9 protein-coding genes are annotated in these 11,926 nt (G+C 33.8%); 4 read left to right on the top strand and 5 right to left on the bottom strand.

Going from position 1 to position 11,926, the window contains the following annotated elements; genetic code table 11:
* The first annotated feature begins 132 nt into the window (after positions 1 to 132).
* The 4 genes from JGH11_RS16720 (at position 133) to JGH11_RS16705 (ending at position 3,377) form a co-directional block, all read left to right on the top strand.
* Positions 133 to 1,866, top strand: coding sequence for a phosphoenolpyruvate carboxykinase (locus tag JGH11_RS16720; RefSeq protein ID WP_201113722.1), 1,734 nt, complete (start codon positions 133 to 135; stop codon positions 1,864 to 1,866).
* A 375-nt stretch (positions 1,867 to 2,241) separates the two neighbouring features.
* Complete coding sequence (locus tag JGH11_RS16715; RefSeq protein WP_201113721.1) at positions 2,242 to 2,505, top strand: DUF2089 family protein; 264 nt, start codon at positions 2,242 to 2,244, stop codon at positions 2,503 to 2,505.
* The gene (locus JGH11_RS16710; protein ID WP_201113720.1) at positions 2,495 to 3,103 is read left to right on the top strand and encodes a YIP1 family protein; all 609 of its coding nucleotides are present in this window, start codon (positions 2,495 to 2,497) and stop codon (positions 3,101 to 3,103) included. Before JGH11_RS16715 ends, JGH11_RS16710 begins: the two co-directional genes overlap by 11 nt.
* A 31-nt stretch (positions 3,104 to 3,134) precedes the next feature.
* The gene (locus JGH11_RS16705) at positions 3,135 to 3,377 is read left to right on the top strand and encodes an alpha/beta hydrolase (RefSeq protein WP_201113718.1); all 243 of its coding nucleotides are present in this window, start codon (positions 3,135 to 3,137) and stop codon (positions 3,375 to 3,377) included.
* A 206-nt stretch (positions 3,378 to 3,583) separates the two neighbouring features.
* On the opposite strand, the gene JGH11_RS16700 is transcribed toward JGH11_RS16705, so the two are convergent.
* From JGH11_RS16700 to JGH11_RS16680, 5 genes are all read right to left on the bottom strand, one after another.
* A complete protein-coding gene (locus tag JGH11_RS16700; protein WP_201113716.1) occupies positions 3,584 to 4,261 on the bottom strand; it encodes a DUF3823 domain-containing protein in 678 nt (225 codons plus the stop codon).
* A gap of 41 nt (positions 4,262 to 4,302) precedes the next feature.
* A complete protein-coding gene (locus tag JGH11_RS16695) occupies positions 4,303 to 6,162 on the bottom strand; it encodes a RagB/SusD family nutrient uptake outer membrane protein (protein WP_201113714.1) in 1,860 nt (619 codons plus the stop codon).
* Between the two features lie 4 nt (positions 6,163 to 6,166).
* Positions 6,167 to 9,550 (bottom strand): TonB-dependent receptor, encoded by a 3,384-nt coding sequence (locus JGH11_RS16690; protein WP_236264062.1) that lies wholly within the window; start codon positions 9,548 to 9,550, stop codon positions 6,167 to 6,169.
* A 519-nt stretch (positions 9,551 to 10,069) separates the two neighbouring features.
* Positions 10,070 to 11,113 carry a FecR family protein gene (locus JGH11_RS16685; RefSeq protein WP_201113710.1) on the bottom strand — a complete coding sequence of 348 codons (1,044 nt, stop codon included), beginning with the start codon at positions 11,111 to 11,113 and terminating at the stop codon, positions 10,070 to 10,072.
* 50 nt (positions 11,114 to 11,163) lie between these two features.
* Positions 11,164 to 11,748, bottom strand: coding sequence for an RNA polymerase sigma-70 factor (locus JGH11_RS16680; RefSeq protein ID WP_201113708.1), 585 nt, complete (start codon positions 11,746 to 11,748; stop codon positions 11,164 to 11,166).
* Between the last annotated feature and the right edge of the window lie 178 nt (positions 11,749 to 11,926).

The following is an 11,926-nucleotide window of genomic DNA, read 5'->3' as shown; positions in this document are numbered from 1 at the left end:
GGTTTTTTAACAAGGGTTCGTTGTTTATAATGTTTCAAAATAACTAAAAAATTAAATTATTCTGTTATCTTTGCTAAGATAGTTGAGAGGAAAATCTACTTTTTGTATTAATTTAACCATATATAAGACATTATGTTACATGAATTTACACTTTCGCGAGGAAGAGCAATGATCAATTTTACGCTAAAATATTGCGATACAAAACAAAAATTACTCAATAGTTTTGGATTTAGACGAGTTGTCGAATCATTTATTAAACAAGTATTAAAAAAAGACGAAGTTGTAATTTATGATTATTATATAGAGCACTTTGACGGAGAAGAGGATTTTATAAATTCCATAATAGAAGTGTTTAAATTACTAACTGTATTCGATATAAAAGAAGTTATAGCAGTTGATAATAAATATTCAGTTTTTGTAGAAGATAAGGACCTGTTTATAGAACTGACAGAATTACTTTTAGCTTATTGGAAAAGATTGGAGCGTTATACCATCGTTAGAAATAATCGTTTGGGTGAAGGTTTGCAGAATGTGCGTTTTATTCAGGCCAACGATATGTTTAACGAATTGATTCTATCCACAGTACATAGAATACAGGCAACCGTAAATGGCCGTGAAACTCGCATTTATCGTCAATCTACAGCCGGAGCTAATGCGGGGCTTACATTAAATAATGTAAATTGGCATTGTCCGGTAGAATATAAGGGTTTAGCTGTGATACCTTTTATCAGTACGGTAGTATTTCAGCCTCCTTATATTTCATATACAAAGAAAAATACTCGTGATGGAATATTTCAGGAACACAAACAAAATCCGATCGAGAATATTGTACTCAGCGAAGATGACTGGTTTGTATTCCCTGCAAAAGTAGGGAGTCTGTTGACATTTGTGTATTTTCATAAAGACTTCATGGTACACGGTATTGGGTTAGCCAACTTATTTGAATTAGCTACCGAAAATGAATATATTGGTAAAAAACCAGATATGATTTATGTTTTCGGTTATCCTGACGGACATGAAGAAAAGCGTACATTCTATTATAAAGACCATAAGAATGATATCCTTATCGGATATGCTAACTATTGCGACGATATTGATTATTTCGGTTATATGAAGAAAATGCTTTTGACTTTACATAATGTGAAGCAAATAGAAAATAAAAATTTGCCTATACATGGTGCTATGGTAAATATTGTGCTTCGCAATGGTAAAGAATCGAATATTATCATAGTGGGGGATAGTGGTGCTGGGAAATCAGAAAGCCTTGAAGCATTTCGTACTTTAAATGAAAATTATATTCGTCATATGCGTGTGATTTTTGACGATATGGGATTCCTTCAAAAAGAAGAGGATGGTACAATAAAAGCATATGGTACAGAGATTGGTGCGTTTGTGCGTGTCGATGACCTTGATCCGGCTTATGCTTTTGAGCAATTGGATAAAGGAGTATATACAAATATGGATCAGGTAAATGCTCGTGTGACAATACCTATTTCTACATATGAAATTATATCGAGAGGATATCCTATAGATTATTTCCTTTATGCTAATAACTATAATGAAGCGGATCAGAAAATTCTGATATATGATGACCTTAATAAAGCGATAACTGTTTTTGAAGATGGTGCTCGTAAAGCAAAAGGAACCACAACAGAAAAAGGGTTAGTGAAATCATATTTTGCAAACCCATTTGGCCCAGTTCAGGAGCGTAAAGAAACTGAAGTGCTAGTCCGTTCATATTTTAAAGATATGAAAGACGCAGGTGTGAAAATCGGAGAAATGCATACATCTCTTGCAATTGAAGGAAAAACAAAAGATGGGCCTCGAGAAGCGGCTGAAGAGTTATTTAAATTGATCAACGAATAATATCTCTTATATAAAAACAGGAGGGTATGTCAAATAAACCTTGACATACCCTTTTTTTATTATATATATCTAAATAAGTTTCTTCTCTTTTACAATATTCTTATCCTTATTTTATTTTTTACCATTTGATAAGTAAGGATAATTCTCATCCTTGAATAATCAGCATACATATAACTGTTAAGACCTTAAGCAAAATTAATATTTTAGGTTAATGATAATTTGATAAATTACATGGGTAGATTATGGAGATTCTCATATAATCTAACTGCATAAAAATACTTATATTGTTTATAAAATTAATATATAAATGAATGATATTAAAAATTAAATGAATAATATTTATATATTTGTTGTTTTATAAAAATAGATAGAAATATGTTACCATGTGATTGTCCTAGCTGCAAAGCTCAGCTGAAAGTGAAGAGTTTATTATGTGAAAATTGTGGAACAGAAGTACATGGCCTTTATGATCTTCCTGTATTAGCTCGGTTGTCAACAAATGATCAGGAATTTATCCTCAAATTTGTTAAAAATAGTGGAAGTCTTAAGGATATGTCTAAAGATTTGAATCTGAGCTACCCTACAGTAAGAAATTTATTAGATGACATAATTGAAAAAATTAAAAACTATGAAAAGTAACAGAGTATTAATAGAATGGTTATTTACACCATTTAAATTTCTTGCCGGGATGAAGGCATTGATTATCGGATTGATAGTAATGGTGGTTTTGTCCGTTCTTGGCTATTTAAGTGAAACTCATTTTGATGGAGCTTTGGATATTCATTATGGATGTTCTACAGTTGACAGTGTGTATTTAACTCATGCTTTATATCAATTACTAGCATGGGGAACAATGACTATAATATTCTATTTAACAGCACGTGTTGTTACTAAAACAGCTATTCGTTTAATTGATATGGCAGGAACGATAGCCCTATCTCAATTGCCGTTGATCTTTGCAGCTCTATTAGGTTTTATTCCATCTTTTCATCTATGTTTTGGAGATTTAGACACGACAAATATAGCTGATGTAATGGCTATGTTACAAGATAATATAGTGGTTCTTATAGTATGTAGTGTTGTAACAATGATATTTGTAATTTGGTCTATAGTTCTTAAATACAATGCTTATTCTGTTTCTGCAAATCTAAAAGGGGTAGCTGGAGGAGTGTCATTTACTATAGCATTGATTATAGCTGAAATAGTATCTAAGATTCTTATTTATATATTATTATAAAATAATATGATCCTAAGAAATAGGGTAGTAGTTGAATATTCCAATATTAATTATACAGGGAACTAATGATATTCAGGTTTCTACTGAGCAGGCCGAATTATTGACTAAAGGGAATCCTAGGGCAAAAAAAGTAATTATAAAGAAGATGAATCATATAATGAAAGAAAGTGATAGTCTGGATCAACATGAACAAATACAAAAGTCTTATAATAATTCAGTTCAGCCCATAAGTAAAGATATTATAAAAAATATAGCAGCCTTTATAAATGAGTAAGGTACTGTAATCTCTACAGTACCTTAGATAACCATTGTTAAATCTTCACTACCTGAGAGGATATCCTCTCCTTATACTAATCTATATCACTATATTATAACAATATATAAGATAAATTGTTTAAGGATAGCTTCTTACCTTCATCTCGAAGGTAAGAAGCCCGATTCATAATGAAAAATAACCTATGTTTTTCATTAATCAACCTACTATTTTATTCGTACCGAACCTGCTGTATATAACAGTTGCTCGACTCCTGATATTTTTACACCTACACGGGCATAAAGGGCGATATTACTGCTAATATTACTAATGTCCATACTTATAGTATTACTGCCAATAGCCGGAGTTGTAGCATTTTTATTCAATTTCTTAAAATTATCATCTACAAATACTGTGTTATTTACATATAATGTAACTCTTTCGATATTTCTATCTTGAATTGCATTCTCTTGTTTTATATTAAATGTTGCAGTAAGAGTGTTACCATTAAGGGTGAAATTCTCATCACTCAACATAAAATATGGTTTTACAGGATATTCTATAGTCGTATTACCCTTTACTGTTACTAATATAGTATCTCTGCTGTTTATCCAAGGTCCGTTGTTATCTCTGCTAACTAGCTTATAAGTTCCATCGAATAATTTAGCGGAGAATGTTCCGTCTTGATTTACATATACAGGTATTGAGGTGTGTAGCTCATAACCGTCTTGCCACAATTGCATCTGTACGGCACCTTCAGTTTGTCTTACACCTACAGCCTCTTTCGAAGTCTGACTTATGATTTTTCCTATTAAATCGCTTTTAGGTTCGTCATAATTATCTTTTTCACAACTTGAAAAGAGTAATGATGATAAAGCGAATACTCCTAAAATATATTTTTTCATTTCGAATTCTTTTTTAGTTAATAATCAAAATATTATATCAATTACTGATATGGATTCTTTACTAACTTAGGGTTATTGTTCAACCAATCCTGATTATAGAAATTATAATAATTTCTCATTTGGAAGTAGCGAGGATATCTGGTTGTGTATGTTTTTACCTTATCGAAAACCCACTTACCATTTTGAGGATGTCCCGGTTGATTAATTTTATAAGGGAAAAGCGAATAGTACATAGACGATTCATTATCACTATCGTTGTTCCACACAATATGAGCACGTCTCCAACGCTTAAGGTCCCAATATCTGTGATTCTCATATACGAACTCAACCCGATTTTCATTAATAATATCATCCAGAGTTACAGAAGTAAGAGCTTGAATACCACCTCTACTTCTCACTTCATTAATATAACCGCATACTTCGGTTTGAGCTTTTCCCAACTCTAAAGCAGATTCGGCCAATATAAGTAATGTTTCTGCATAACGGAATCTTGTAAACCAGACATCACTACCGCGACCACGAGTTGAAGCATCTTTATTTTCATCTACAAATTTACGGATATTAAACCCTGTTTTATTGGCATATTCTTGGTCACTGTTAACAGGTCCATTTTGATCGGTAATTAGTCCATGTGTAGCGTCTATAACTCCCATATTACCTATACGGTTTACCCATTTTCCATCTTTGTCAAGATATTTTTGCCCTGCCTGATAGCTCATATATACGCTTCTGAATGTAGATCCAGGGGTAACAATAGTACCGAACATACGTGCATCTTTACCAGCGAATATGTCTTCAAGATTGTCATAGTATATATATTCACCAGAAGAGTTTTTAGTTTTAAGTTCACCATTTCTGTTATTAGCATATTCAAAAGCTTCTACTATATTTAGAATTGGTGTAACGATATTTGCATCCACGTCGCCTTTTACCGATGTAGCAATATTTTCTTTAGTAAAACCATTCACCTTACCTGGAGAGATGTAATCTAATGCCCAAATAACTTCGGGATTTCCACTCTTTGTTATAAGCGCGTCATAGAAATTTCGGTTTAGATCGGTATTCTTTGTATAAAGAGAATATAAGTTGCTATTCTTTATTTCAGTAGCTGCATCATATGCTATTTTATAATATTTAGCAGCTTCTGTTGCAGGTATTCCTACTTCACCACCGGGTAGTCTTAACTCACTTGCTGTTGTGTATTTAGCAATAGATCCAGCATAAATAGCAGCTCTGGCTTTTAGAGATAAAGCTACCCATTTGTTTGCATGTGCAGCATGGATATTCTTATCGGGTGTATTATAAGTCGAGTTCTCCATTAGATTTGCTATATCCGTACACTCCGATATAATATAGTCGTATGTAGCAGCTTCTGTAGATCGGGCAACTTGTAAATCCATAACATTTGTACTGGAATTGTACGTATAAATTTCGTCTCCAACGATAGATAATCCGCCTAAACATTTGGCCATATTGAAATATGTATAGGCACGAATAAAACGAGCCTCACCTTCAAGCCTCTTCTTTACGTCTTCGGTAAGATCCGAGTTATGGTTAGCAGCCTCAGATCTTAATCCTTTAAGGAATACATTGATATCTCTAATCAATCCATAGTCGTATACACGCCACCAATCGTCGGCATAAGTTCTGTAATCTCTTATACCTCCACTAGAGAATGCAGCCTCATCGGTATATGCATGTCCTCCGTTATCGTCAAGACTCGGGCCCCAATTTATTCGTCCATAGAAATTTGAAAGAACAGAGTTAACCATATTAATGTCCGAGAAAACTTGTTCATCAGAATAAATATTATTAGGCTCTTCATCTAAAAAATCCCCGCAACTAAACAATGTAGTGCTAAAAAGTAAAATACTTAGTATATAAAATTTTGTCTTTTTCATATCTTTAAAATGTTAAGTTACATCCAATACTGATTACTCTTGATGTTGGATATTGTAGTCCTGATCCTGATGAAATCTCTGGGTCCATTTGTATCTCGCCTAGATTATCTATAGAGAAGAGGTTCTGCATAGATGTATAAATTCTAAGTTTTTGAATATAGGCTGGAGCTATGATCTTTTTAGGTAAGGTATATCCAAACTCAAGATTTCTAAGTTTTAAATATTTCACATTTTTAAGCCAGAAATCATTTCTCCAATAATTACTGTGACTAGCGTTTCCTTCTATTAATGTTGGGTATTTACCCGGTATCAAAGCACTGTTTGCGTCATTGATATCTGAAAGACGCCATTGATCCGACATGTAATACTGAGGGTTGTTACCACCATCGTGAAGAGGATTTCTCATTTCCCAATCCATATAGAAGGAAGCAAACGCTGAACCTCCGAAAGTCATTGATAGATCAAATCCTTTATACTCTGCATTTAAGGTGAGGTTATAGTTGAAATAAGGTACAACATCGTTGTCTCGATAACCAATTGGTCTGTCGTCCATATCATTGATGATACCATCATTATTTAAGTCTTTATAAATGAGGTCTCCCGGACGTAGAGTTGTATTTCCTTTACCATCCACATTGGTAGGGTAGTTGGCAATCTCTTCCCATGATTGGAATTGCCCTACGACTTGTTTTCCCCAGTTAATGTTAGAGTAACGTTCGTTTTTACTATTTCTGTAGTAATCCCAAGAGTTACCGCTACGAGGCTTATATTGATGCCAGTCATAGTTACGAGCAAAAGTGAAGTTCCCTCCAACACTATAATTAAACTCTTTAATATTGTCACGCCAAAGGAGGCTACCGTCCATCCCTTTGGTCATTTCAGAATTTAGGTTTTCTTGAGGTAGACTGAAACCTGCTTCGTTAGGAATAAGTACGTCATATTTCCCGGCTGGTATTCCATCTAGTTTTCGAGTAAAGAAGCTAAGATCTCCACTTAGTTTGTTATTAAAAAATCCGAAGTCAATACCCACGTTAAACATTTTGGCTTTTAACCAAGACAGCGTTGTTACAGGTAATCCTCTTGGCTTAGAACCTGTAATATATTTTCCATCTATTACAGCACCACCGTTGTTGTAGCTATAGCCTCCTAAAAAGTCGAAAGGATTATAACCACTAGTATTATCATCTCCTACAAGTCCGTATGACGCTTTTAATTTCACATCAGATACTGTATTTCTAATACCTTGCCAGAAAGGCTCTTCCGATATACGCCATCCTCCCGAAACAGAAGGGAAGAAGCCCCATCTTTTATCGGTAGGGAATTTCCATGAACCGTCATATCTTCCAATTAATTCTAGTAGGTATTTGTTATCATAGTCATAATTAACTTTTCCGATAAATCCGGCTCTAGCTTCAGGATTGTCAAGTCTATCGTCAACATTTACCATTGTCACCAGATATACTTGGTCGATAGGGTTAGATGTTGGACGGTCTTGGAGCCAGAAACGAGGTGTTTTTCTTCTTATAAATTCACCACCTACTACAGCAGCTACATTATGGCTACCAAATTTTCTGTTAAAATCAAGAGTAAATTGTCCGGTAGTTTCTTCTACTTTCTCATACGTTCTTTCCATATAAGGATTGTCCATAGAATCTTCTACTGGGTAAGTATCAGTTGCTTCGTCATATCTGTAAAGCTTATATGTATATTCATGATTGTTTTGCATCTGGTCTGCCAAATAATATCCTCCTAGTACTTTAGCATTCAATCCTTTCATGATTTCATACTCTGCGGACATATTTAACTGCATAACTCTCCATGTAGCTTCATATGTTCCAGACAAATCATAATTTAGCATGGCAAAGTTAGTAGAGTTATTAGACGATGTTTTGGCAGGATACATAGGATTATCATTGGCATACGGACGAATTGTGGGAAGATTCCTATAGATTGCAAATAGTGCCGTCCAATAGTCGTCACCACCAGGAACTCCCGGATTCTTTCTCGATTCAATGCGTCCATTCATACTTCCACCTAATTTCAGTTTTTTAGTGATATTGGCGTTGATAGACATCTGCATATTTGTACGTTTGAAACCACCATAATTTACAATAACTGCATCTTGATTCAGGTGACTTAAAGCCAAATAATAATTAATATTTTCAGAACCTCCGGTAATGTTACCTCCTACATAATTCATAGGAGCAGAGTTGATTACAAAATCATACCAATCGAATCCCTGATATCCTTTCTCCGTTCCTTGTTGCCATTTTTGATAATCTTCGGCTGAATATTTCATATTGAAATTAGGATCGGATGCTTTTTTTATGATATCAGATTGATATTTGGCTGATACATAAGTCTTAGCATTAGCAGGTTCAGGAAACTTGAAGAAGTCTTGCCAACCGTAATAGGCCGTTAAGTTTACAGTGTTCTTTGTATCTCTTTTACCGGTTTTTGTTTTTACTACAACTACACCGTTAGCAGCTCGAACTCCATATATTGCAGCAGAAGCATCTTTCAATATAGAAATTGATTCTATATCGTTAGGGTCGATGTTATTGAATTGACCTTCATCTTTTTGCACACCGTCTATTACGTAAAGTGGAGTTCCCATACCTCTGATTCTGATAGATGTTCCGTTTCCTGGACGTCCGTCAGGTTGACGTGAGTTGATACCGGCTATTTTTCCGGCTAAAGCAGTAGAGGTTGATGCTGCGTTAGTAGTCATCAGGTCATCTCCGCTAATCGCAGAAATAGCTCCTGTAATAGATTCTTTCTTTTGAGTACCGAACCCTACTACAACCACTGCATCCAGTTCTTTTGTATCTTCCAGTAGCGTAATGTTTTTAAGGTCTCGGGTCTCTCCTAATTTTATTTCCTGACTAAAAAATCCTATATAGGAAATAGTAATTGTTGAACCTATAGGAGCATTTAAGCTGAATTTACCTTCGAGGTCACTCATTGTACCGATGGTGGTACCTTTGATTACGACACTAACACCAGTAAGTGGCTCTCCATTTTTATCAACGATAGTTCCTTTTACCGGGTTAGATTGGGCTACAGCTTGCATATCAACCGCCTCATTTTTTTGAGCAAGAACAATTTGACGATTAAAAATAGCATAAGAGACGTCTTCGTTTGTAAATAATTTTTTCAAAATATCGGAAATGTTTTCTTGTTTTGAAGAAATACTTACCTTACGGTTTACGTCTACGAGTTTCTTGTTGTAAAGGAATCTGAATTCAGACTGATCTTCAATCTTATTCAGAACATCCTCTACAGACACATCTTTCATACTGAGGGATAAATTTGCTGTTTGTGAATATGATGTAATGCTGAAAGCACTAGATACACAGCAAATAAGTAACAATAATGAAATTTTCATAATAAGATAGATTTTAGGACTAATAATGCGCCGTTTAACTTTCTTAATTAAAATCGGTTTCATACTTTTGCGTGTTTAGTTATTAAAAATAGATTCATAAGGACTGTTTTGATAATTAATTTCTTGGGGAAGGTCTCGTACACTTTCCCCATTTTCGTAATCATCACTTTGGTTGATTGATGAGATTTAGATTTTAGGTTATATTCATAAGCGATACTTTTTTAAGTTGATAATATACGGTAAGGTTGGTTTCTGACATTTAACTACAGAAAACAAAACCTTTATTCTTTTTATAATATTTAAAGGAGAGGCGTATATGAAATAATAAAATCTGAGGGTGTTTATACATCGTTAAAATTGAGGTCTGGGTCGAGTGTCTTTTTTATGGTCATATTATATCTTAAAATAAAATTCGATCGTTAAGTATATGACGTTTTCCTCACAGAGCACCCCACAAAAAAATGTGCTTTTTTATAAAAAAAGCACATTTTTATTTTATATTGCTGTAAATCAGCGTTTTTATTTTGATTTGTAAACGACGATAGTTTGTTTGTGGTAATAATTGAAGCTATCTTTTCTATCTTCTAGCTTTTTATAACGTATAGGTGCGCTTACTTCTAATAGGTGGAGGATTTCGTCTAAAGATTCACCTTCAAATGTTGCATGATAGATATACTGTTTGAGAGAATTATCTTTTATAACAAAGTTTATATTATACATTTGTCCCAAACGTTTGAAAACATATTCTAACGGATCGTTTCGGAAAGCAAGTATTCCATCTTTCCACGAACACCATTTGTATGTATCGGTTATATTGATAGAATAATTATTTATAGCATGATTGTAGTCCATCTTTTCTCCCGGTTTCAATAAGGCGCTTTTGTTATCTACCTTAACATCTACAATTCCTTCGACGAGAGTGATCGCAGTCATACTGTCTTTCTTATACGCTTCTACATTGAATGCGGTTCCGGTGGCACGTACTTCCATTTTTTTTGTATGCACAATGAATGGATTTTCTTTATCAGATTTAACTTCAAAATAGGCCTCTCCATTTAGAGATATATGGCGTTCCCCACCATCGAAGTGCACTGGATATTTTATCGAACTACCGGCATTAAGCCAAACTTTGGAACTATCCGGCAGGTTTACTACAGAGCGTGTGCCATAAGGTGCAAATATTTCTTGATATACGGTAGCATATGTTTTCTTTTCAGTTCTGGTAAAATAGAAATAAACAGACAATAGTAGTAACGGTAGCGCAATGAAGGCTGCAATTTGTTGCCAATAATATAGAAGGGACTTGTGTGTATTTAGTTTATTATCTGCTTGGGTGAAATCTATTTGAGTAATTATGTTTGCATATGCTTTTTCTGTATCAATATCTTCCGGTGAAAAAGGAGGATCTGCTACATCCCAGATGTTTTTCAAATGCATAAACACTTTTTTGTGCTCATCATTCTCTTTTACCCATAAATGGACTTTTTCAATTTCTTCCGCTGAGGCTTCTTTTGAAAAAACTTTGAATATAATTGCTTCTATATTGTCATTAATTTCTATCATACTCTCTGACTAATATCAATAAGACGATTAAAGGTAAAATAACCACGTGTTTAAAAGTATAAAAGGAGTAAAAAAAGAATAATAAGAAAATCTTTAAGACTTATTCTTAATTGGGCTAAGGCTTTACTTATTCTATCTTCGACCGCTCGCTCCGATATATTTAGTTTTTCTGCGATTTCTTTATATTTCATTTCTTTGTATCTACTCATGGTAAATGCCTCCCTTTGTTTTTCAGGAAGTTTTGATATTGCCTCCACCAAATGCTGATGTAAGTCAGAGTATAATACATAGTCTTCTGCCGAATCAAAATCATTAAAAGAAGAGAACAATTTGGTCGCATAGCTGTCTACTATTTTTTTGTGTCGAAGGTGATCAAGGCAACTATTTCTTACTGATCTCAATAGATATGATTTTAGGGATGTTTCTATATTAAGTTCATTTCTATCATTCCATAATTTGAGAAATATATTTTGAACTATGTCTTCACATATCGTTTTATCTTGAACTATTGTTCCTGCAAAAAGGACAAGGTTTTTATAATAAGCACTAAAGAGAATTGAATATGATTGGTGGCAATCTTTTTTAAGTCTAGCCAATAATTGGGATTCAAGTTGATATGTATTCTTGTTTAGCATACAGAAAATTCAACGGCTGATAATGGTCAAAATCATATAGATAAAAAAAGGTTATTGTAGTATGATTTCGAAACGAAGGTACATCTTTTTTCTAAATTATCAATAAAAAGAGCTTATAACAATAAAAAAGATAATGGGTTTTAATTGTATATATAAGAAATGTAAATGCCATTCACAG

The organism is Dysgonomonas sp. Marseille-P4677 (genome assembly GCF_016652235.1).
Classification (GTDB): domain Bacteria; phylum Bacteroidota; class Bacteroidia; order Bacteroidales; family Dysgonomonadaceae; genus Dysgonomonas.
This window is presented reverse-complemented; position numbering and strand designations above follow the sequence as displayed.

Bases quoted from the DNA above. Each gene is read 5' to 3' on its own strand.
- JGH11_RS16720 (WP_201113722.1), top strand. From the start codon at position 133: ATGTTACATGAATTTACACTTTCGCGAGGAAGAGCAATGATCAATTTT.
- JGH11_RS16715 (WP_201113721.1), top strand. From the start codon at position 2,242: ATGTTACCATGTGATTGTCCTAGCTGCAAAGCTCAGCTGAAAGTGAAG.
- JGH11_RS16710 (WP_201113720.1), top strand. From the start codon at position 2,495: ATGAAAAGTAACAGAGTATTAATAGAATGGTTATTTACACCATTTAAA.
- JGH11_RS16700 (WP_201113716.1), bottom strand. From the start codon at position 4,261: ATGAAAAAATATATTTTAGGAGTATTCGCTTTATCATCATTACTCTTT.
- JGH11_RS16695 (WP_201113714.1), bottom strand. From the start codon at position 6,162: ATGAAAAAGACAAAATTTTATATACTAAGTATTTTACTTTTTAGCACT.
- JGH11_RS16690 (WP_236264062.1), bottom strand. From the start codon at position 9,550: ATGAAAATTTCATTATTGTTACTTATTTGCTGTGTATCTAGTGCTTTC.
- JGH11_RS16685 (WP_201113710.1), bottom strand. From the start codon at position 11,113: ATGATAGAAATTAATGACAATATAGAAGCAATTATATTCAAAGTTTTT.
- JGH11_RS16680 (WP_201113708.1), bottom strand. From the start codon at position 11,748: ATGCTAAACAAGAATACATATCAACTTGAATCCCAATTATTGGCTAGA.